This is a genomic window from Pseudomonas reidholzensis, assembly GCF_900536025.1.
In the GTDB taxonomy this organism is placed as follows: domain Bacteria; phylum Pseudomonadota; class Gammaproteobacteria; order Pseudomonadales; family Pseudomonadaceae; genus Aquipseudomonas; species Aquipseudomonas reidholzensis.
Window position 1 is genome coordinate 73,422 of sequence record NZ_UNOZ01000031.1, and the last position, 22,085, is coordinate 95,506.

Sequence of the window (22,085 nt, forward strand, 5' to 3'; positions counted from 1 at the left end):
CTGGCGTAATGCCAGACCCGTTTTTATTTCCAGGTCTATGAACATGTTCCAGCCCTCCCCATGGCGTGCCGACTTCCCCGCCATCGCCGCACTCGAGCGCCAGCACCAGACGTACCTGGACAGCGCCGCCACCACCCAGAAGCCCCAGGCCCTGCTCGATGCCCTGAGCCACTATTACGGCCATGGCGCGGCCAACGTGCACCGTGCCCAGCACCTGCCCGGCGCCCTCGCGACCCAAGCGTTCGAAGCCAGCCGCGACAAGGTCGCCGCCTGGCTGAATGCCGCCGACTCGCATCAGGTCATCTTCACCCACGGCGCGACCTCGGCGCTGAACCTGCTGGCCTATGGGCTGGAGCACGGTTTCAACGAGGGCGACGAGATCGCCATCAGCGCGCTGGAGCACCACGCCAACCTGCTGCCCTGGCAACAGCTGGCCCGGCGCCGCAACCTGCGCCTGGTGATACTGCCAGTGAACGAGCAAGGCTTTATCGACCTCAACCAGGCCCTGCAATTGATCGGCCCGCGCACCCGGCTGCTGGCGGTCAGCCAGTTGTCCAACGTACTGGGGACCTGGCAGCCATTGCCAGCGCTGCTCGCCCACGCGCGCGCCCAGGGCGCATTGACGGTGGTCGATGGCGCTCAAGGCGTGGTTCATGGCCGGCATGACGTGCAGCAGCTGGGCTGCGATTTCTACGTCTTCTCCAGCCACAAGCTGTACGGCCCGGAAGGCGTTGGCGTGTTGTACGGCCGCAAGCAGGCGCTGGAGCAACTGCTGCACTGGCAGTTTGGCGGCGAGATGGTGCAACTGGCCGACTACCACGCCGCCAGCTTTCGCCCGGCGCCGCTGGGTTTTGAAGCGGGCACCCCGCCGATCGCCGGGGTCATTGGCCTGGGCGCGACCCTCGACTACCTGGCCAGCCTGGATGCCCTTGCCGTCGAGCGGCACGAAGCCAGCCTGCACCAGCACCTGCTGCGCGGCCTGGCCGATCGCGATGGCCTGCGCATCCTCGGCACCCCGCAGACCGCGCTGGTCAGTTTTGTCGTCGACGGCGTGCACAACGCCGATATCGCCCACCTGCTGACCGAACAGGGGATTGCCGTGCGCGCCGGTCATCATTGCGCGATGCCGCTGCTCAAGGGGCTGGGGCTGGAAGGGGCGATCCGCGTTTCGTTGGCGGTGTACAACGACAGTGATGATCTGCAGCGCTTCTTCGATGCGCTGGATCAAGGCCTGGAGCTGCTGCGATGAGCCTGTCGAACGAGGCCCGCGAGGCGCTGGAGGCGTTTCAGCAGGCACGCGGCTGGGAGCAGCGTGCGCGCTTGCTGATGCAGTGGGGTGACCGGCTGGCAGCGCTGGATGAGGCGGAGAAGTCCGAGGACAACCGTGTCCATGGCTGTGAAAGCCTGGTCTGGCTGGTGGCGTTTGAAGACAATGGCCAGTGGCGGTTCAAGGCCTCCAGTGATGCGCGGTTGTTGCGCGGTTTGCTGGCGCTGCTGCTGGTACGGGTGCAGGGGTTGCCGAGCGCGGAGCTGGCCGAGCTGGATTTACCTGGCTGGTTTGCCGAGCTGGGGCTGGAGCGTCAGCTGTCGCCGTCGCGCAGCAATGGCTTGCATGCCGTGTTGCGGCGCATGGGGGAGTTGGCGACGGCTAGTTGAGGTGGGGTCAGTCAGGGCCCCTTCGCGGGGCAAGCCCGCTCCCACAGGATTCCATGAAACCCCAAAATTCGGGTTTTACCGACAATCCTGTGGGAGCGGGCTTGCCCCGCGAAGAGGCCTGGGCTGATACCCCGCCGATTACTCGGCCACCACCCGCTCCGAAGGCCGTCGGGCGCCGCCGACCAGCTTCTCGACCGCCTTGCTCGCCGCCACCATGCCAAAGGTCGCCGTCACCATCATCACCGCGCCAAAGCCGCCCGAGCAGTCCAGCCGCACGCCTTCACCGACAAAGCTCTTCTGCAGGCAAACGCTGCCATCGCCCTTGGGATAGCGCAGCTGCTCGCTGGAGAACACACACGGCACGCCGTAGTTGCGCGAGGTGTTGCGCGAGAAGTTGTAGTCGCGCCGCAGGGTCGAGCGCACCCGCGAGGCCAGCGGGTCATTGAAGGTCTTGTTCAGATCGCCGACCTGGATCTGGGTCGGGTCGATCTGCCCGCCCGCGCCGCCGGTAGTAACCACGCCGATCTTGCGCCGACGGCACCAGGCGATCAGCGCGGCCTTGGCCATCACGCTGTCGATGCAGTCGATCACGCAGTCCATGTCCACCGTGATGTGCTCGGCCATGCTCTCGCGGGTGACGAAATCGGCCACCGCATGCACCGTGCACGCCGGGTTGATCGCCCGCAGGCGCTCGGCCATGACCTCGACCTTGGGCCGCCCGACCTGCCCTTCGAGGGCATGCGCCTGGCGGTTGGTGTTGCTCACGCAGACGTCGTCCAGGTCGAACAGGCTGATCTCGCCGACGCCACTGCGGGCCAGGGCTTCGGCAGCCCACGAACCCACGCCACCGATGCCGACGATCGCCACATGGGCCTCGCGCAGGCGTTGCAGCCCCGCATCGCCGTACAGCCGGGCGACGCCGGCGAAGCGTGGATCTTCTGTGCTCATGGTCAGTACCCCGAAAAAACCGGCGCGCAGTATATGCCAGCTGGCAGACCGTGGGGCTGCTTTGCACGCCGATCGCGACGCAAGGCCGCTATCACGCGGGCATTCAGGCACCCCGATTAGCAACTCTCCGAGCAACCCTGCTTTAATGTCCTATCAGTTAATACGAAATGGACGACAACAGAGCGGGATCGAAAACTTCATCCCCTGAGGCTAGTCCAACCCATTGCCTCATCTGAAAACCGCCCCGCTCCCCTCTTCGGAACCTTGAAACGCTTATGTCATCACGCAAATTCGGCCTCAACCTGGTGGTGGTGCTGGTCATCGCCGCGCTGTTCACGGGGTTCTGGGCGCTGATCAATCGCCCGGTCTCGGCCCCTGCCTGGCCAGAACAGATCTCCGGTTTCTCCTACTCGCCGTTCCGCCTAGGCGAAAGCCCGCAAAAGGGCCAGTACCCGACCGACGACGAGATGCGCCAAGACCTCGAGCAGATGAGCAAGCTGACCGACAACATCCGCATCTACACCGTCGAAGGCACCCAGGCCAACATCCCGCGCCTGGCCGAAGAGCTGGGCCTGCGCGTCACCCTGGGCATCTGGATCAGCCCGGATCTTGCGCGTAACGAGCGTGAGATCAGCAAAGCCATCGAACTCGCCAACAGCTCGCGCAGCGTGGTCAGGGTGGTGGTCGGCAACGAGGCGCTGTTCCGCGAAGAGGTCACCGCAGAAGACCTGATCGGCTACCTGGACCGGGTCCGCGCGGCGGTCAAGGTCCCGGTCACCACCAGCGAGCAATGGCACATCTGGAAGGAACACCCGCAGTTGGCGCAACACGTCGACCTGATCGCCGCGCACATCCTGCCGTACTGGGAGTTCGTGCCGATGCAGGATTCGGTGGAGTTCGTGCTCGACCGCGCGCGTGACCTCAAGCTGCAGTTCCCGCGCAAGCCGCTGCTGCTCTCCGAGGTCGGCTGGCCGAGCAATGGGCGCATGCGCGGCGGCGCCGATGCCACCCAGGCCGACCAGGCCATCTACCTGCGGACCCTGGTCAACACGCTCAACCGGCGCGGCTATAACTACTTCGTCATCGAAGCCTACGACCAGCCGTGGAAGGCCAGCGACGAAGGCTCGGTGGGTGCCTACTGGGGCGTGTTCAACGCCGAGCGCCAGCAGAAGTTCAACTTCGACGGGCCGGTGGTGGCCATCCCGCAGTGGCGTGCACTGGCGGTCGCCTCGGTGGTGCTGGCCATGCTCGCGTTGACCATCCTGCTGATCGACGGCTCGGCCCTGCGTCAGCGTGGGCGCACCTTCCTGACCTTCATCACGTTCCTGTGCGGCTCGGTGCTGGTGTGGATCGCCTACGACTACAGCCAGCAATACAGCACCTGGTTCAGCCTGACCGTGGGCTTCCTCCTGGCGCTGGGGGCGATCGGCGTGTTCATCGTGCTGATGACCGAGGCCCATGAGCTGGCCGAAGCCGTGTGGACGTTCAAGCGCCGGCGCGAATTCCTCCCGGTGCAGGGTGACAGCGCCTACCGGCCAAAAGTCTCGGTGCATGTGCCGTGCTACAACGAGCCGCCGGAGATGGTCAAACAGACCCTCGACGCCCTGGCCGCGCTGGACTACCCCGACTACGAAGTGCTGGTGATCGACAACAACACCAAGGACCCGGCCGTGTGGGAGCCGCTCAAGGCCCACTGCGAACTGCTCGGCGAGCGCTTCAAGTTCTTCCATGTCGCGCCGCTGGCCGGCTTCAAGGGCGGCGCGCTGAACTACCTGCTGCCGCACACCGCCAAGGACGCCGAAGTGATCGCGGTGATCGACTCGGACTACTGTGTCGACCGCAACTGGCTCAAGCACATGGTGCCGCACTTCGCCGACCCGAAAATCGCCGTGGTGCAGTCCCCCCAGGACTACCGCGACCAGCACGAAAGCGCCTTCAAGAAGCTGTGCTACAGCGAGTACAAGGGCTTCTTCCACATCGGCATGGTGACCCGCAACGACCGTGACGCGATCATCCAGCACGGCACCATGACCATGACCCGACGCGCGGTGCTCGATGAGCTCGGCTGGGCCGACTGGTGCATCTGCGAAGACGCCGAACTGGGCCTGCGGGTGTTCGAGAAGGGCTTGTCGGCCGCCTACGCGCACAACAGCTACGGCAAGGGCCTGATGCCCGACACCTTCATCGACTTCAAGAAGCAACGCTTCCGCTGGGCCTATGGCGCGATCCAGATCATCAAGCACCATGCCCGCGCCCTGCTTCGCGGCAAGGGCAGCGAGCTGACCCGAGGCCAGCGTTACCACTTCCTGGCGGGCTGGCTGCCGTGGGTCGCCGACGGCATGAACATCTTCTTCACGGCCGGTGCACTGCTGTGGTCGGCGGCGATGATCATCGTCCCGCACCGGGTCGACCCGCCGCTGATGATCTTTGCCATCCCGCCGTTGGCGCTGTTCTTCTTCAAGGTCGGCAAGATCCTGTTCCTCTACCGTCGCTCGGTCGGGGTAGACCTCAAGGACGCCTTTGCCGCGGCCCTGGCCGGGCTGGCGCTGTCGCACACGATCGCCAAGGCGGTGCTGTACGGCTTCTTCACCAGCAGCATGCCGTTCTTCCGCACGCCGAAGAATGCCGACAGCCATGGCTTGCTGGTGGCGATCTCGGAAGCCCGCGAAGAGCTGTTCATCATGCTCCTGCTGTGGGGGGCGGCAGCCGGGATCTACCTGGTCCAGGGCCTGCCGAGTTCGGACATGCGCTTCTGGGTGGCGATGCTGCTGGTGCAGTCGCTGCCGTACCTGGCGGCGTTGATCATGGCCTTCCTGTCATCGCTGCCCAAGCCGGCGGAAAAGTCTGTCGAGCCTTCGACCGCCTGAGGTCAGCGTCAGCGTGGGAGGGGCGTGCCCCTCTCCTGCGCTGCCTGGAGCCTGATCACAGACGTCCCGCCTGCCGGGTGCCCACCCACGCAGACATCATTTGATATAAGATAACGCCCCTCGTTTTTTCGCCTTGCCTTGCCCCGGAGTTCCCCATGACGGCCCCAGCCGAGCTCTCGCCTACCCTTCAACTGGCCTGCGACCTGATCCGCCGCCCTTCGGTGACCCCGGTCGACGCCGACTGCCAGTCGCAGATGATGAACCGCCTGGGCGCCGTCGGCTTCCAGCTCGAGCCGATGCGCATCGAAGACGTCGACAACTTCTGGGCCACCCACGGCAACCAGGACGGCCCGGTGCTGTGCTTCGCCGGCCACACCGACGTGGTCCCGACCGGCCCGGTGCAACACTGGCAGCACGAACCGTTCGAGGCCCTGATCGACGCCGACGGCATGCTCTGTGGCCGTGGCGCCGCCGACATGAAAGGCAGCCTGGCATCGATGGTGGTGGCCAGCGAGCGCTTCGTCAGTGACTACCCGAACCACCGCGGCAAGGTCGCCTTCCTGATCACCAGCGACGAAGAAGGCCCGGCCCACCACGGCACCAAGGCCGTGGTCGAGCGCCTGGTGGCGCGCAACGAGCGCCTGGACTGGTGCATCGTCGGCGAGCCGTCGAGCACCCACCTGCTCGGTGACGTGGTCAAGAACGGCCGTCGTGGCTCGCTCGGCGCCAAGCTGACCGTGCGCGGCAAGCAAGGCCACGTGGCCTACCCGCACCTGGCGCGCAACCCGATCCACCTGGCCGCGCCAGCCCTGGCCGAGCTGGCCGCCGAGCATTGGGACGAAGGCAACGCATTCTTCCCGCCGACCAGCTTCCAGATCTCCAACCTCAATTCCGGCACCGGCGCGACCAACGTGGTGCCGGGTGACCTGACGGCGCTGTTCAACTTCCGTTTTTCCACCGAGTCGACCGTCGAAGGCCTGCAGGCCCGCGTCGCGGCGATCCTCGACAAGCATCAGCTGGAGTGGTCGATCGACTGGGCGCTGTCCGGCCTGCCGTTCCTCACCGAGCCGGGCGAGCTGCTCGACGCGGTGGCGGCGAGCATCAAGGCGGTCACCGACCGTGACACCCAGCCGTCGACCAGCGGCGGCACCTCCGACGGGCGCTTCATCGCCACCATGGGTACCCAGGTGGTCGAACTCGGCCCGGTCAACGCGACGATCCACCAGGTCGATGAGCGGATCCTGGCCAGCGACCTCGAGTTGCTGACCGAGATCTACTACCAGACCCTGGTACGGTTGCTCGCCTGATGCTCGCCTGCCCACTTTGCCAGGCGCCCCTGTCGGCGCTGGACAACGGCGTGGCCTGCGCCGCCGGCCACCGCTTCGACCGGGCCCGCCAGGGCTACCTGAACCTGTTGCCGGTGCAGCACAAGAACAGCCGCGACCCGGGTGACAACCAGGCCATGGTCGAGGCGCGCCGGGACTTTCTCGACGGCGGCCACTATGCCCCCGTCGCCCGCCGCCTGGCCGAGCTCGCTGCCGAGCGGCAGCCCGGCGCCTGGCTGGACATCGGCTGCGGCGAAGGCTATTACACCGCGCAGCTGGCCGAGGCCCTGCCCGCGGCTGACGGCTATGCCCTGGACATCTCCCGCGAGGCGGTCAAACGCGCTTGCCGCCGCGCGCCGCAGGTGACCTGGATGGTCGCCAGCATGGCCCGGGTACCCTTGGCCGATGCCAGCTGCCAGTTCATCGCCAGCGTCTTCAGCCCGCTCGACTGGCAGGAAGCACTGCGCCTGCTCAGCCCCGGTGGCGGCCTGATGCGGGTCGGGCCTACGAGCGGCCACCTGATGGAACTGCGCGAAGTGCTCTACGATGAAGTACGCCCTTATGCCGACGACAAACACCTGGCCCTGGTGCCACCCGGCATGGCCCATGCCCACAGCGAGACCCTCGAGTTTCGCCTGAGCCTGGCCGCGCCCAAGGCCCGCGCCGACCTGCTGGCGATGACCCCGCACGGCTGGCGCGCGAGCGCCGAGAAGCGTGCCCTGGTGATCGACCAGGCCGCGCCGTTCGAGGTCACGGTTTCCATGCGTTATGACTATTTCGTGCGCCAACACTGAGCACATCCGGAGCCCTTTATGCGTCAACCTGATATCGAGATCTACCTGAAGGACACCGACGTCGACCACAAGCAGGTTGCCGCGTGGCTTGCCGAGGCGTTGGGCACTTGCAGCGAATGGACCCAGAAGGGCCTGACCTGGAAATGCCTGGCCGGTAACATTCCGGTCACCTGGTTACCGAAGGCTGTAGGGAAATGGAACAGCCTGTACCTGGAAAGCGACCAGACGCCGTGGGACGACGACATCGCCTGCGCCCGCGCAGCGCATGCCGCCCTGCAGGTCGAAGTGCGTTGTGCACCCGGCAGCTGGAGCGAGGAACATGGGGAAGAAGATGCCGATCGCTGGATCCGCATCAGTGCCGACGGTGAAGAAGAGATCACCTGGCGCACGCAATAACCGCTGCAAGCGGTAAGCGGGGAGCTACAAGAGGGATCGCATCAGGCTGCAAGTTCCACGGTCAACTTGCAGCTTGAGGCTTGAGCTTGCGGCTTAGAGACCGATTACGTCTTCAGCCTGCAGGCCTTTCTGGCCCTGCGTCAGGTTGTACTCCACCTGCTGTCCTTCGACCAGGGTACGATGCCCCTCACCGCGGATCGCCCGATAGTGGACGAATACATCCGCCCCACCTTCGCGCTGAATGAAGCCATAACCCTTGGCATCGTTGAACCACTTTACATTCCCAGTCTCACGAGACGACATCTGAACCACTCCGATTTTTTATTGTGAAGATCGCCTAGCAGGCACTGGGGCCTCCCCGTGCCGTCGCAGCTTGCTGAAATATCCTGCAAGGTGCGGACCGAGTATATGACACAGAACAAAGAAAATTCATGACCGGGAAATGAATTGCAGTTTTTTGCTGAACTTACGCGGATACGGCAGACTAACTGATTGGAAATCGACCCGAATCTCCTTCCAGGGCACCTATACCCCATGACCCGATCTCCCTTGCGACGCCTGATCTTCGGCGCCCTGCGCCGCGTGATGTACCTGTGGGTGCGCTCCGAGACCATCAACCAGTCGTCCCTGACCCTCAAGCTCGACCGCAGCCGCCCGGTGTTCTACGCCCTGCCCTCGCCCGCGCTGACCGACCTGGTGGTGCTCGACCGCGAGTGCACCAAGGCGGGGCTGCCGCGCCCGGTGCTGCCCGTTGCCGTGGGCAACCTGCACGAGCCGGCGGCGTTCTTCTACCTGACCCCCGACCCGGACTGGCTCGGCCGGCAGGACAAACGCGGCGCGCCGCCGACCCTCGAGCGGCTGGTCGCGGCGATCAGCCAGCATGCCGAAGAAGACGCGCAGATCATCCCCGTCAGCGTGTTCTGGGGGCAGACCCCGGCCAGCGAATCCAGCCCCTGGAAGCTGTTGTTCGCCGACAGCTGGGCGGTCACCGGCCGCCTGCGCCGTTTGCTGACCATCCTGATCCTCGGGCGCAAGACCCGGGTGCAGTTCTCGGCGCCGATCCACCTGCGCGAGCTGGTGGAGCACAACAAGGGCCACGAGCGCACGGTACGCATGGCCCAGCGCCTGATGCGGGTGCATTTCCGCAACCTCAAGACCGCCGTGATCGGCCCGGACATCTCGCACCGGCGCAACCTGGTCAAGGGCCTGATCCACGACCCGCAGGTGCGCCAGGCGATCGCCGACGAGGCCGAGCGCGAGCACATCCCCCTGGCCAAGGCCGAGGCGCAGGCGCTGCGCTACGGCAATGAGATCGCCTCGGACTACACCTACACCGCGATCCGCTTCATGGAAGTGGTGCTCAGCTGGTTCTGGAACAAGATCTACGACGGCATCAAGGTCAACAACATCGAGCAGGTGCAGAGCATCGCCCCGGGCCACGAAGTGATCTACGTGCCGTGCCACCGCAGCCATATCGACTACCTGCTGCTGTCCTACCTGCTGTTCCGCAACGGCCTGACGCCACCGCACATCGCCGCCGGGATCAACCTCAACATGCCGGTGATCGGCGGCCTGCTGCGGCGCGGCGGGGCGTTTTTCATGCGCCGCACCTTCAAGGGCAACCCGCTGTACACGGCGGTGTTCAACGAGTACCTGCACACCCTGTTCAGCAAAGGCTTCCCGGTCGAGTACTTCGTCGAAGGCGGCCGCTCGCGCACCGGGCGCATGCTCCAGCCGCGTACCGGCATGCTGGCGATCACCTTGCGCAGCTTCCTGCGCTCGTCGCGCACGCCGATCGTCTTCGTGCCGGTGTACATCGGCTATGAGCGCGTGCTCGAAGGGCGTACCTACCTGGGCGAACTGCGCGGGGCGAGCAAGAAGAAAGAGTCGATCTTCGACATCTTCAAGGTCATTGGCGCGCTCAAGCAGCGCTTTGGCCAGGTGTCGGTCAACTTTGGCGAGCCGATCCGCCTGGCGGGCTTCCTCGACCAGCAGCAGCCTGGCTGGCGCGAGCAGGACCACGGCCCGCAGTTCCGCCCGGCCTGGCTCAACCAGGCCACCACCCGCCTGGGCGAGACGGTGGCCCGCCACCTCAACGAAGCGGCGGCGATCAACCCGGTCAACCTGGTGGCCCTGGCGCTGCTCTCGACCAGCCGCCATGCCCTGGACGAGCGGGCCCTGGTGCGCATCCTCGACCTGTACCTGGCACTGCTGCGCCAGGTGCCCTACTCGGCCCACACGACCCTGCCCGAAGGCGATGGCCTGGCGCTGATCAGCCACGTGCGCGGCATGGACCTGCTGGCCGAACAGAACGACGCCATGGGGCGCATCCTCTACCTGGATGAGGCCAACGCGGTATTGATGACCTACTACCGCAACAACGTGCTGCACATCTTCGCCCTGCCCGCGCTGCTGGCGAGCTTTTTCCAGAGCAGCTCGCGGATGAGCCGCGAACTGATCGGCCAGTACGTCAAGGCGCTGTACCCGTACCTGCAGGCGGAGCTGTTCCTGCGCTGGCCGCTGGAGGAGCTGGACGCGGTCATCGACCAGTGGCTCGGGGCATTCGTCGAGCAAGGCCTGCTGCGCTTCGAGAACGACGTCTACCTGCGTCCGGCGCCCAGTTCGCGGCAGTTCGTCCTGCTGACCCTGCTGGCGCGGACCATCACCCACGCCCTGCAGCGCTACTACATGGCCACCTCGTTGCTGCTCAACAACGGCCAGCAGACGCTGACCGCCGAGGAGCTCGAAGACCTCTGCGTGATGATGGCCCAGCGCCTGTCGATCCTGCATGGGCTGAATGCGCCGGAGTTCTTCGACAAGACCCTGTTCCGCCATTTCATCCAGCAACTGCTGCAGCAAGGTGTGTTGCGCCCGGACGGCAACGGCAAGCTGGGCTACCACGACAAGCTCGGCGAACTGGCCGAAGGCGTGGCCAAGCGGGTGCTGTCGGCGGAGTTGCGCCTGTCGATTCGCCAGGTCGCGCTGCACCGCGAGGAGCCTGAAGCGGCGGCGATCCACGCCGCCATCGTCTGATCGAGCGCACGACCTGCCTGGGAAAATCCGCTAAAGTCCCTGGGGTTGGCCACAAGCCGGCCCCAGGACTACGGAGATTCCATGAAAAAACTCTTTATGCTGTGTTGCGCATCCCTGCTCGCAGCCTGCTCCAGCACCAGCCCCTCGCACCAGGCCAGCCTGGATGGCGAAGTCTTCTACCTGCAGCGCATCGCCCTGCCGCCCAGCGCAACCCTCAGCGTGAGCCTGCAGGACGTCTCGCTGATGGACGCCCCGGCGGTGACCCTGGCCAGCCAGGCCGGGCCGATCAAGGGCAACGTGCCGCTGCCGTTCCACCTGACGTACGACCCGGCACAGGTCAAGCCTGGCCATCGCTATGCGCTCAGTGCGCGCATCGAACTGGACGGCAAGCTGCTGTTCATCAATACCGAACACCACGGCGTCGAGCTCGACGGCAGCGCCGTACAGCCCGTGCGGATCAAGGTCGATCCGGTTCGCTGATTCCGCTCAATTACCCGTTAAAAGGAAGTACCCATGATTCGCTCCTCCCTGCGCCTCTCCACCCTGTGCGCCGGTCTGTTGCTGTCGGCCAGCGCCCTGGCCCTGTCGCTCGGCGACCTGACCCAGCAGGACGCAGCCGGCGGCCTCAAGGATGCCCTGACCCAAGGTGCACAAGTTGCGGTCAAGCAACTGAGCACCCCGGGCGGCTTCAGCAACAACCCCGACGTGCGCATCGAGCTGCCCGGCAACCTCGGCAAGGTCGCCAAGACCATGAAGATGCTCGGCAAGGGTGACCAGGTCACGGCCCTCGAAGACGGCATGAACAAAGCCGCCGAAGCGGCCATGCCACAGGCCCAGGCAATTCTGGTCGATGCGGTGAAGAAGATGACCGTGACCGATGCCAAGGGCATCCTCAGCGGCGGTGACGACTCTGCCACCCAGTACCTGAACACGAGCAGCCGCGAGCAGATCCGCGCCAAGTTCCTGCCGATCGTCAAGGCGGCGACCGACAAGGTCGGTGTGGTCCAGCAGTACAACAGCTTCGCCGGTCAGGCTTCGGCGCTCGGCCTGGGTAGCTCGAAGACTGCCAGCGTCGAAAGCTACGTGACCGAGAAGGCCCTGGATGGGCTGTTCGAGATGGTTGCCAAGCAAGAGCAGAGCATTCGCCAGAACCCGGCCCAGGCGGCGACCAGCCTGGCCAAGAAAGTCTTCGGCGCGCTCTGATTCAACCGTTGTATCGCCGGGGGCTGCTTCGCAACCCTTCGCGGGCAAGCCCGCTCCTACAGGTATGAACCAAGCTGTAGGAGCGGGCTTGCCCGCGAAGGGCCGCACGGCGGCCCCAAACGCTTCACTCCTTGCTGACCTTGAACCACGCCGCATACAACGCCGGCAGGAACAACAACGTCAGCACCGTGGCAACGATCAATCCGCCCATGATCGCCACCGCCATCGGCCCGTAGAACACGCTGCGCGACAGCGGGATCATCGCCAGCACCGCCGCCAGCGCGGTCAGCACGATCGGCCGGAAGCGCCGCACCGTGGCCTCGATGATCGCCTGCCAGCGTGCCATCCCCGAGGCGATGTCCTGCTCGATCTGATCGATCAGGATCACCGAGTTGCGCATGATCATCCCCGCCAGGGCAATGGTCCCGAGCATCGCCACGAAGCCGAACGGCTGACGGAACACCAACAGGAACAACGTCACCCCGATCAGCCCCAACGGTGCGGTGAGGAACACCATCACCGTGCGCGAGAAGCTGCGCAGCTGGATCATCAGCAGGCTTAACACCACCACGACGAACAACGGCATGCCGGCGTTGACCGACTTCTGCCCGCGCTCGGCGTCTTCCACGGTGCCGCCGATTTCCAGCTGGTAGCCGTCCGGCAGGCTCGCGCGCACCTCCTGCAAGTTCGGCAGGATCTGCTGGACCAGCGTCGCCGGCTGCTCCTTGTCATAGATATCGGCACGCACGGTGACCGTCGGCAGGCGGTTGCGGTGCCAGATGACGCCCTCCTCGAAGCCGTATTCAAGGGTCGCCACCTGCGCCAGGGCGACACTCTGGCCGTTCTCGGTGGGCACCGCCAGGCTGCCTATGTTGGCCAGGTCGCTGCGCTCTTCAACGGTGCCGCGCAAGAGGATCTCGATCAGTTCATTGTCTTCGCGGTACTGGCTGACCCGGCTGCCGGTCAGTGAGCTCTGCAAGAAGCTCGACAGGTGCGCCGTGCTCACCCCCAAGGCGCGCGCACGGTCCTGATCGATCTCCAGGAACACCGCCTTGCTCGGCTCTTCCCAGTCCAGGTGGACGTTGACCACATGCGGGTTGTCGCGCACCTTGTCGGCCACCCGACGGGCCAGCGCACGCACCTGCTCGATGTGCTCGCCGGTCACCCGGAACTGCACCGGATACCCCACGGGCGGGCCGTTTTCCAGGCGCGTGACGCGCGAGCGCAACTGCGGGAACTGCTCGTCCAGCGTGCCGATCAGCCAGCTGCGCAACGCCTCACGCTGCTCCAGCGACTTCGCCAGGACGACGAACTGGGCAAAGCTCGGCGCGGGCAACTGCTGGTCAAGCGGCAGGTAGAAGCGTGGCGAGCCGGTGCCGATATAGGCCACATAATTGTCGATGCCGTCTTGCTGCTTGAGCAGGCCCTCGAGGCGCTTGACCTGTTCGGCCGCATTACTCAGCGAGGCGCCCTCGGCCAGTTTCAGGTCGATCATCAGCTCGGGGCGGCCCGACGCCGGGAAGAACTGCTGCGGCACGAAGCGGAACAACAGCAGGCTGCCGACAAACGCGGCAAGGGTCAGCACGATCACCGTCTTGCGGCGCTGCACGCACCACTCGACCAGGCGCCGCACGCGCTGGTAGAACGGCGTGGCATACGGGTCGGGCGCCTGCCCGTCGCTGCCATGCCGCGCCGCATGGCGCTTGGCCAGGTCCGGCAGCAGGCGCTCGCCCAGGTATGGCACGAACAGCACCGCCGCCACCCACGAGGTGAGCAGGGCAATGGTCACCACCTGGAAGATCGACCGGGTGTACTCGCCGGTGCTCGACGCCGCCGTGGCAATCGGCAGGAAGCCCGCCGCAGTGATCAGGGTACCGGTGAGCATCGGGAACGCCGTGCTGGTCCAGGCATAGCTGGCCGCCTTGAAGCGGTCGAAGCCCTGCTCCATCTTGATCGCCATCATCTCCACGGCAATGATCGCGTCGTCCACCAGTAGCCCCAGCGCCAGCACCAGCGCGCCAAGCGAGATCTTGTGCAGGCCGATGCCGAAGTAGTGCATCGCGGCAAAGGTCATGGCCAGCACCAGCGGAATGGCCAAGGCCACCACCAGGCCGGTGCGCAGGCCGAGCGAGAAGAAGCTCACCAGCAATACGATCACCAGGGCCTCGATCAGCACCTGAACGAACTCGCCGACCCCGGCCTTGACCGCCGCCGGCTGGTCCGAGACCTTGCGCAGCTCCATCCCCGCCGGCAAGTTGTGCGCCAGCCGCTCGAACGCGCTTTCCAGCGCCTTGCCCAGCACGAGGATATCGCCGCCGTCCTTCATCGCCACCGCCAGGCCGATGGCGTCTTCGCCCATGAAGCGCATGCGCGGTTCGGGTGGGTCGTTGAAGCCGCGGTGCACCTCGGCCACATCGCCGATGCGCAAGGTCCGCTCGCCGACCCGGATGGGGAACTGACGAATCTGCTCAACGCTGTCGAAACGGCCACTGACGCGCAGCTGCAGGCGCTCGCTGGGGGTCTCGAAGAAGCCGGCGGTGCTCACCGCGTTCTGCTCCTGCAGGGCTTGCTTGACCGCCGCCAGCGGCACGCCGAGGGTCGCCAGCTTGAGGTTGGACAGCTCGATCCAGATCTTCTCGTCCTGCAGGCCGATCAGCTCGACCTTGCCGACGTCCTTGACCCGCTGCAGCTGGATCTGGATGCGGTCGGCGTAATCCTTGAGCACGGCGTAGTCAAAGCCTTCACCGGTCAGCGCATAGATATTGCCAAACGTGGTACCGAACTCGTCATTGAAGAACGGCCCCTGGATTTCCGGCGGCAAGGTATGGCGGATGTCCGCGACCTTCTTGCGGATCTGGTACCACAGCTCGGGAATGTCCTTGGAGTGCAGCGAGTCGCGGGCCACGAAGGTCACTTGCGATTCGCCGGGGCGCGAGAACGAGACGATCTTTTCGTATTCGCCGGTCTCCATCAGCTTCTTTTCAATGCGTTCGGTGACCTGACGCGCGACCTCCTCGGCCGTCGCGCCGGGCCAGACGGTCTGGATGACCATGGCCTTGAAGGTAAACGGCGGGTCCTCGCTCTGCCCCAGCTTGGTGTAGGACATCGCGCCGACGGCCGCGAGCAGGATCATCAGGAACAGTACGATCTGGCGATTGCGCAGCGCCCAGGCGGAAAGGTTGAAACCCATCGGGACTTACTCCTTGGCCGCCAGGTCGACGTCGCGGTTGCTGCGGTCGACGGGCCGCACCTGCTGCCCCTCACGCAGTACATGGCCACCGGCAGCGACCACCCAGTCGCTGGCCGTGAGCCCTTCGAGCACCGGCACGCTGTCGGCGCCATAGGCCCCCAGGCGCACCGCCGCACGCTGCAGGCGCTTGTCCTTGCCGACCCGCCAGACATACGCCTGGCCCTGCTCGGCAGTGACCGCCGAGAGCGGCACCGAGAGCGGCACCTGGCCGTCGTGGGCAACGAATACCCGCGCGCTCTGGCCCAGCTCGGCCGGGGCGTCGGTCGAATCGAAGGCGATCCGCGCGGCGAACGTGCGCGAGCGCGGATCGGCGGCCGGTGACAGCTCACGGATATGCGCGGCAAAACGCTGGTTGGGGTGCGACCAGAGTTCGACGCTGACCGCCTGGCCGACCGCGAAGCGTGCGAACTGCTGCTCTGGCAGGCCGATCAGCACCTCGCGCTCGCCATCTGCGGCCAGGGTGAACACCGTCTGCCCGGCCGCCACCACTTGGCCGGTTTCGACCTGGCGCTTGGCGATCAGCCCCGCCCGCGGTGCACGCAGCACGGCGTAGTCGGCCTGGTTGCCGGCGACATCGAACTCGGCCTTGGCCTGCTTGAGCCGCGCCATGCCAGCGCGGTAGAGGTTCTCTGCATTGTCGTACTGGGAGTGGCTGACCATCTGCCGGTCGAGCAGTTTGCGGTAGCGCTCACGCTCGGCCTGCACCAGTGCCAGGTTGGCCTGGGCCGCCGCCAGCTGGGCGCGGTTGGCCTCCAGCTGCAGGCGCACGTCCTGCGGGTCGAGCTCGGCCAACGGCTGATCGGCCTTGACCCGCTGGCCCTCCTCGACCAGCCGCTTGCTGACCTTGCCGGCGATACGGAAGGCCAGCTCCGGTTCGAACCTGGCCCGCACCTCGCCCGGGTAGCTGTCGACGGCAGCAGCAGCCGGCTGGGGCTGCACCACCAGCGCCGGACGCGGCGTGGCCGGGGCGCTGGCTTCCTGGCCGCAGGCGGCCAGCAGCAAGGCTGCAGCGGCGGGCAAAACGATGGACAAGGCATGACGCAACATGATGGAAGACCTTCTGCGAAAAGCACTTTGAATATTTATACTGCCGAGTATATTAAATCAGCGAAACGACGCCGGGAAGCCGCTGTCGGAGAAAATCGATATTAACGATTGGTCGCTGGTTGCAGCCGGACCGCGCCTGACCCGGTAAGATGAGCGCCTGTTCACCGAGATGCGGATTCCAATGCCCAACGACGCACCCATCGGCCCCGGCCGGCCGAAGGACCTGGCCAAGCGGCAGGCCATCCTCGAAGCCGCCAAGGCGCTGTTTCTCAGCCTTGGCTATGGCAACACCAGCATGGATGCGGTCGCTGCGGCGGCAGGTGTTTCAAAACTGACGGTCTACAGCCACTTCACCGACAAGCAGACCCTGTTCAGCTCGGCGGTCATGGCGACCTGCCAGAGCCAACTGCCAGAGTTGATCTTCGAGCTGCCCGAAGACGTGCCACTCGATCAGGTGCTGCTGAACATCGGCCGCAGTTTCCAGGCGCTGATCAGCAGTGACGAGGCGGTGAAGTTGAGCCGCTTGATCATCGCCCTGGGCAGCCAGGACCCGAGTTTCGGAGCGTTCTTCTATGAGGCGGGGCCCAAGCGGGTGGTCGCCGAGATGGAGGCACTGCTGCGCTGCGTAGCCGAGCGCGGCCTGCTGCGGATTGCAAATCCGTTGCACGCGGCAGAGCACTTCTTCTGCCTGATCAAGGGCGCGCCGGATTACCGCCTGCTGCTGGGCTGTGCGCCGGCACTCGAGGGCGACGAGGCCGAGGCGCATGTGCGCGAAGTGGTCGAGCTGTTTATCCGCGCCTACCGCGACTGACGGCTCACGAGACCGCTTGCGGCAGCCACAGGGCCAACTGCGGAAAGCCGATCAGCAGCGCGATCAGGGCCAACAGCGCTACACAGAACGGTAGCGCGCCATACACCACGTCCATGAAATTGCCGCGGCCGCGGATGCTCTGCACCACGAACAGGTTCATGCCGAACGGCGGGGTGATCTGCCCCATCTCGCAGAGGATGATCATGATCACGCCGAACCACAGCGGGTTGAACCCCAGCCCCACGACAATCGGCACGATCAGCGGCGCGGTGGTGATCAGCATGGCCAGGGTGTCCATGAAGCAGCCCAGCACGATGTAGAACAGGATGATCACCAGCAGGGTCGCCATGGGCGAGATCCCCAGGTCGCTGACAAAGCCCACCAGGGCCGTGGTCAGGCCGATGGAGGCCAGCACGAAGTTGAGGAAGAACGCCGACAGGGTGATCAGGATGATCATGCCGGTGGTGCGCAGGGTCGCCTCGAACGCCTTGCCCAGGCTCTGCCAGGTCAGGCTCCGCCGCCACAGGCCAAGGCCGAAGGCCGCGAGCACGCCCAGCGCTGCCGACTCGCTGGCGGTGGCGAAGCCGCTGTAGATCGACCCGATCACCAGGACGAAGATCGCCAGCGGCGCCAGCAGGTCGGGCACGCTCGCCAGGCGCTCGGCCCAGCTGTAGTGCTCGCGGGTGCCACCCAGTTCGGGGCGGATCAGGCAGGCCACGACGATCACCGCGACGAACATCAGGCTCAGCAGAATGCCGGGGATTGTCGCCGCCAGGTACAGCTTGGGCACCGAGACGTTGGCGATCAGGGCGAACAGGATCATGTTGATCGACGGCGGAATGAGGATGCCCAGCGTCCCGCCCGCGGCGATCGAGCCGAGGAACAGCGGCGCGTTGTAGCCCTTGCGCTGCTGCTGCGGGATGGCCAGGGTCGAGATGGTCGCCGCGGTCGCCACGCTGGAGCCACTGGTGGCGGAGAACAGCGCCGACGCGCCGATGTTCGAATTCATCAGGCCACCGGGCAGCCACGACAGCCATTTCTCGACCGCCTGGTACATCCGCCCCGCCACCCCCGAACACACCAGCAATTCGCCCATCAGGATGTACAGAGGGATCGCCACCAGGAGGAACTCGGCGCTGGTGTTCCAGGCGATCTCACCCATGGCACTGCTCAGCGGCAGGGTCGAGTAGAACATCGACAGCGACATGCCGAGCAGGCCTACGCTGACCGCCGCCGCGACGCTCAGGGCCAGCAGGGCCAGCAGGATGACCAGGGTCAGGCTCAGCATGGATCTTGCTCCTTGCGCAGCGCTGGGCTGGGGCTGAGTTCTTTGTCGATTTCTTCCTCGACCGAATTGATGCCGATCAGCCGGCTCACCGCAGCCCAGCGGCCGTGGCGCAAGTGATCGAGGCTGCTGACCAGCAGCACCAGCACCACCAGGGCAAAGAACAGGTAGCCGGCAAACCAGATCGATTGCGGGATCCACTGCGCCACCTGCAACGGCGTATTGGAGACCGAGTGGTACTCGATCGAGTCACGCAGCACGTTGCCCGCATGCACCAGCAGTGTGCCGACCAGCAGCGCCATGCACAGCAGCGCGAACAGGTCGAGCAGCACCCGCGGCTTGAGCCCCAGGCGCGCATAGAGAATGTCGACGCGCACGTGCGAGCGCTTCAGCAGCGCCACCGGGAAGGCCCAGGCGCTGGTGATCGCCAGCACATACCCGGCGATCTCGTCGGCCCCGCCCATGGACACACCGAGCGTCTTGCGCAGGACCAGGTCGACCCCGATCAGCGCGGCACAGCCGAGCAAGGCCAGCCCGCCGCCCCAGATGCCGACGTTGGCAATCGCGTTGATGAAGCTCGCGCCTGAACGGACCTTGTGCATGCTACGGCTCTCCGGAAAAAAGACGGCGTTCGCCTCAGTTGTTCAGTTGCACACCGACGAGCGTGCCGACGCTGGCGTTCCAGCGCGCGCTGCAGGCGGCGCCACAACGCTTGCCCCACTCGTTGGCGATGTCGATGACGATGTGCCGTAGCGACTGGCGCTCAGCTGCACTCGGCGCCGACACCGTCATGTGCGCCGGGTGGTGAATCTGGCAGTCGGGCTGGCCCAGGTTGCAGGCCAGCGCGTAGCGATTCTCGTTGCCGGTGGCCTGCCACAAGGCATCCTCGAGGACCCGCGTCTGTGCCTGCAACAGCTGTTGCACCGAAGCCGGCAACTGCTGCCAACGCGCGAGGCCGATACCGTAGAAACCGATCGACCAGTCCACCGGCAGGTTGTAGAGGTAGCCGGCCACGTCATACCACTTGGCGGCGTTGCCCGAGCCGATACCGGTCACCGCGCAGTCGATGACGCCGGTCTGCATGGCCGTCACCACCTCGGCGAACGGCAGGGTCACCGGCGCGCCACCGATGGCCTTGACCAGCTCGGCCATGTTCCTGCCGCGGGTGCGGATCTTGCGGCCCTTGAGGTCGCCGATGGCGTTGACCGGCTTGCGGCAGAAGAACACCTGGGCAGTGTAAGGCACCGTGGCCAACAGCTTGATGCCATGGCGCTCGGCCAAGCGCTGTTCGAGCACTGGCCGGTAGGCATCGGCGATGGCGCGGGCCTGCTCGATGCTGGTGGCCATGCCCGGCAGGTCGACACCTTCGAAGGTGGCGTCGTCACCGGCGACAAAGGCGAACACGCCCATGCCGATGTCGACCGCGCCAAAGCGCATCAGGCGAATGATCTCGGGGCCCTTGAGGCCGCTCTCCGACAGGCCCAGCAGTTGCGCGGTGACCTTGCCCTGCGAGCTCTCGGGCAGGGTCTTGTTCCAGAAGGGTTGTTCCACCGCGCGAAAGCTGTAGTTGTGGCTGCCACCGCCCACCACGTTGAAGCGGATGGCGGGATAGTCTTCGCCACGGACGGATTGGCTGGTCAGCAGCAGCGCGGCCATGAACAGGGCGATTCGAGCGCAGAGTGGCATGCTAGTCCTGGGGTTATGGGCGCAGCGACGGGACGCAGACAGCAGGCGAAGCGGGCTCTGCGTCGATCAGCAACGCGAGCGGATCGCCGCATCGATCATCGGCCGTGAGCCGACGATGTCGGGAAACTTCTCCCCCTTGGCCAGGCGCGCCAGCGTGTGCTTTTCGTTTTCCTGGAAGGCGATCGCCTGCTCGGCCAGCGCGCGCACCTGGCCAGGCCTGAGGATGACGATACCGTTCTCGTCCGCCACCACCGCATCACCCGGCTGCACGACCACGCCGCCGCACTGGATAGGGGTGCAGAACTCGCCTTCAGCGGCGAGGATACGCGTAGTCACCGCACTGGCGCCACGCGACCAGACCGGCACGCCATGCTGGCGAATCTCGCCGAGGTCGGTCACCAGGCCGTCGACGATGATCCCGGCGATCCCGGCCTGCTTGGCGGCATACGCCATGGCCCCGCCGAGCGCCGCAGTGACCCGCTCGCCGCAACGATCGACGACCAGGAAGTCCCCCGGCCGCGCGCAGCCCATGGCGTAATGCAGGATGCCGCCATCGGTGCCCGGCATGCGTACCGTGACGGCGGTGCCGACGGCCCGCACGGCCTGCAGGTGCGCCTTGATGTCAGGGCTGGGGATACCGCGGGTGGTGAAGTGGCCAATGGTGGCGGGCTCGGCCTTGAGCAGCACAGCGAGATCGTCAGCGGCGATCTGCTCGGGAAGTTGTTCAATGAGGTACATGAGCAAGTCTTCTTCTGATGGATGCATTTCCGTATGGGTTCAGTCATCCTAACAAGCACGTCTTCGTGTCGATAATAAAAATCAATGAGCCGATTTCGGGGATATTTTTATCATGCGAATTACCCTGATGCAGATCGAGGCGTTCTACTGGACGGCCCGTTTGGGCGGCGCACATGCAGCCTCTCGCCATCTTCATCTGACCCAGCCGGCCATCTCTTCGCGGATCAAGGAGATGGAGTCGCTGTTGAGCGTCAAGCTGTTCGATCGCAGCAAGCAGCGCATGACCCTCACCGCCGATGGCCACACCGCACTCAGGCATGCCGAGCTGGTGCTCAACAACAGCGTTCAGCTGGAACAGTTCGCGGCCAAGCAGAAGGTCCATCGACGCTTGCGCCTGGGCGCTGACGAGTGTTCGGCCATGGTCGGCCTGACCGCCGTAATCAGCGAGATCAAGGCGCACTTCCCGGAAATCACCCTGGAAATCTCGATCAACGTCGGCGCCGAACTCAATCGCAAACTCAACGACCATGAGCTGGATATCGCCCTGCTGACCAACCCGGCCACGCGCGAGGACGTCACCGATGTGTTCCTCGGCTGGATGACCTTTCAGTGGGTAGCCGCGCAGCACCTGGAGGTGGGCGAAGGGCCGTTCATGGCGGCGCAGGCGGGGGCGCATTCGATCGTTACGCACAGCGCCCCCTCGACCTTGTATTCGGTGGTCGAGCGCTGGTTGAAGGAAGGTGGGATGGCCTCGAACGCCTTTCATTCGAGCAACTCGCTGGCGTTCATCGCCAAGATGGTCTCGGCCGGTCACGCGATCGGCATCCTGCCGGTGCCGTTGATCCGCGACATGCTCGCGGTCGACATGCTCAAGATCCTCCCGTGCGACCCGCCGATAGCGCCCGCCCGGTTCTGCCTGTCGTACCTCACGGAGCGGCCCGACCTGCAGCTCGAAGAGCTGGTCGCGATCACCCGGGCGACCCTGGTCAAACAGAACTTCCTGGTCGATTGAGCCGCCAGGCGCTGCCGGGCATCCCTGCCCCGCA

At 65.4% G+C, this 22,085-nt stretch carries 19 protein-coding genes; 11 read left to right on the plus strand and 8 right to left on the minus strand.

Annotated elements, in window-relative coordinates; genetic code table 11:
- Positions 1-43: 43 nt before the first annotated feature.
- Entirely contained in the window at positions 44-1,249 is a 1,206-nt protein-coding gene (locus tag CCOS865_RS22620) for a cysteine desulfurase (protein WP_119145401.1), read from the plus strand.
- On the plus strand, positions 1,246-1,656 hold the full coding sequence (locus CCOS865_RS22625; protein WP_119145019.1) for a SufE family protein: 411 nt from the start codon (positions 1,246-1,248) through the stop codon (positions 1,654-1,656). Before CCOS865_RS22620 ends, CCOS865_RS22625 begins: the two co-directional genes overlap by 4 nt.
- 138 nt (positions 1,657-1,794) lie before the next feature.
- Here CCOS865_RS22625 and tcdA read toward each other — a convergent pair whose 3' ends face one another.
- The gene (gene tcdA, locus CCOS865_RS22630; protein ID WP_119145021.1) at positions 1,795-2,604 is read right to left on the minus strand and encodes a tRNA cyclic N6-threonylcarbamoyladenosine(37) synthase TcdA; all 810 of its coding nucleotides are present in this window, start codon (positions 2,602-2,604) and stop codon (positions 1,795-1,797) included.
- A gap of 275 nt (positions 2,605-2,879) precedes the next feature.
- On the opposite strand from tcdA, the gene CCOS865_RS22635 reads away from it, so the two are divergent.
- The 4 genes from CCOS865_RS22635 (at position 2,880) to CCOS865_RS22650 (ending at position 7,986) form a co-directional block, all read left to right on the plus strand.
- Positions 2,880-5,471 carry a glycosyltransferase gene (locus tag CCOS865_RS22635; protein ID WP_119145023.1) on the plus strand — a complete coding sequence of 864 codons (2,592 nt, stop codon included), beginning with the start codon at positions 2,880-2,882 and terminating at the stop codon, positions 5,469-5,471.
- Between the two features lie 155 nt (positions 5,472-5,626).
- Entirely contained in the window at positions 5,627-6,778 is a 1,152-nt protein-coding gene (dapE, locus tag CCOS865_RS22640) for a succinyl-diaminopimelate desuccinylase (RefSeq protein ID WP_119145025.1), read from the plus strand.
- Positions 6,778-7,590: a putative RNA methyltransferase gene (locus CCOS865_RS22645; RefSeq protein ID WP_119145027.1), complete on the plus strand. Its 813-nt coding sequence runs from the start codon at positions 6,778-6,780 to the stop codon at positions 7,588-7,590. Before dapE ends, CCOS865_RS22645 begins: the two co-directional genes overlap by 1 nt.
- 18 nt (positions 7,591-7,608) lie before the next feature.
- Positions 7,609-7,986, plus strand: a complete 378-nt coding sequence (locus CCOS865_RS22650) for a hypothetical protein (RefSeq protein ID WP_119145029.1) — start codon at positions 7,609-7,611, stop codon at positions 7,984-7,986.
- Between the two features lie 93 nt (positions 7,987-8,079).
- On the opposite strand, the gene CCOS865_RS22655 is transcribed toward CCOS865_RS22650, so the two are convergent.
- Positions 8,080-8,289, minus strand: coding sequence for a cold-shock protein (locus tag CCOS865_RS22655; RefSeq protein WP_119145031.1), 210 nt, complete (start codon positions 8,287-8,289; stop codon positions 8,080-8,082).
- A gap of 231 nt (positions 8,290-8,520) precedes the next feature.
- Here CCOS865_RS22655 and plsB point away from each other — a divergent pair, with 231 nt between their 5' ends.
- From plsB to CCOS865_RS22670, 3 genes are all read left to right on the plus strand, one after another.
- Positions 8,521-11,019, plus strand: a complete 2,499-nt coding sequence (plsB, locus tag CCOS865_RS22660; RefSeq protein ID WP_119145033.1) for a glycerol-3-phosphate 1-O-acyltransferase PlsB — start codon at positions 8,521-8,523, stop codon at positions 11,017-11,019.
- An 81-nt stretch (positions 11,020-11,100) separates the two neighbouring features.
- Entirely contained in the window at positions 11,101-11,499 is a 399-nt protein-coding gene (locus CCOS865_RS22665; protein ID WP_119145035.1) for a YbaY family lipoprotein, read from the plus strand.
- A 33-nt stretch (positions 11,500-11,532) separates the two neighbouring features.
- A complete protein-coding gene (locus CCOS865_RS22670; protein WP_119145037.1) occupies positions 11,533-12,222 on the plus strand; it encodes a DUF4197 domain-containing protein in 690 nt (229 codons plus the stop codon).
- A gap of 124 nt (positions 12,223-12,346) precedes the next feature.
- Here the strand turns inward: CCOS865_RS22670 and CCOS865_RS22675 are convergent, their stop codons facing one another.
- Both CCOS865_RS22675 and CCOS865_RS22680 read right to left on the minus strand, forming a co-directional pair.
- Positions 12,347-15,412: an efflux RND transporter permease subunit gene (locus CCOS865_RS22675; RefSeq protein ID WP_119145039.1), complete on the minus strand. Its 3,066-nt coding sequence runs from the start codon at positions 15,410-15,412 to the stop codon at positions 12,347-12,349.
- A 6-nt stretch (positions 15,413-15,418) separates the two neighbouring features.
- The gene (locus CCOS865_RS22680; protein WP_119145041.1) at positions 15,419-16,519 is read right to left on the minus strand and encodes an efflux RND transporter periplasmic adaptor subunit; all 1,101 of its coding nucleotides are present in this window, start codon (positions 16,517-16,519) and stop codon (positions 15,419-15,421) included.
- Positions 16,520-16,688: 169 nt separating this feature from the next.
- Here CCOS865_RS22680 and CCOS865_RS22685 point away from each other — a divergent pair, with 169 nt between their 5' ends.
- The gene (locus CCOS865_RS22685) at positions 16,689-17,330 is read left to right on the plus strand and encodes a TetR/AcrR family transcriptional regulator (RefSeq protein WP_119145043.1); all 642 of its coding nucleotides are present in this window, start codon (positions 16,689-16,691) and stop codon (positions 17,328-17,330) included.
- Positions 17,331-17,334: 4 nt separating this feature from the next.
- Here CCOS865_RS22685 and CCOS865_RS22690 read toward each other — a convergent pair whose 3' ends face one another.
- From CCOS865_RS22690 to CCOS865_RS22705, 4 genes are all read right to left on the minus strand, one after another.
- Positions 17,335-18,618: a TRAP transporter large permease gene (locus CCOS865_RS22690; protein WP_119145044.1), complete on the minus strand. Its 1,284-nt coding sequence runs from the start codon at positions 18,616-18,618 to the stop codon at positions 17,335-17,337.
- A complete protein-coding gene (locus CCOS865_RS22695) occupies positions 18,612-19,217 on the minus strand; it encodes a TRAP transporter small permease subunit (RefSeq protein WP_119145046.1) in 606 nt (201 codons plus the stop codon). The genes CCOS865_RS22690 and CCOS865_RS22695 overlap by 7 nt, the downstream gene beginning before the upstream one ends.
- A 34-nt stretch (positions 19,218-19,251) precedes the next feature.
- Positions 19,252-20,301: a TRAP transporter substrate-binding protein gene (locus CCOS865_RS22700; RefSeq protein ID WP_119145048.1), complete on the minus strand. Its 1,050-nt coding sequence runs from the start codon at positions 20,299-20,301 to the stop codon at positions 19,252-19,254.
- Positions 20,302-20,367: 66 nt separating this feature from the next.
- Complete coding sequence (locus tag CCOS865_RS22705; RefSeq protein WP_119145050.1) at positions 20,368-21,039, minus strand: RraA family protein; 672 nt, start codon at positions 21,037-21,039, stop codon at positions 20,368-20,370.
- Positions 21,040-21,151: 112 nt separating this feature from the next.
- Between CCOS865_RS22705 and CCOS865_RS22710 the strand changes: the two genes are divergently transcribed.
- A complete protein-coding gene (locus CCOS865_RS22710; RefSeq protein WP_119145052.1) occupies positions 21,152-22,051 on the plus strand; it encodes a LysR family transcriptional regulator in 900 nt (299 codons plus the stop codon).
- Positions 22,052-22,085 lie beyond the last annotated feature (34 nt).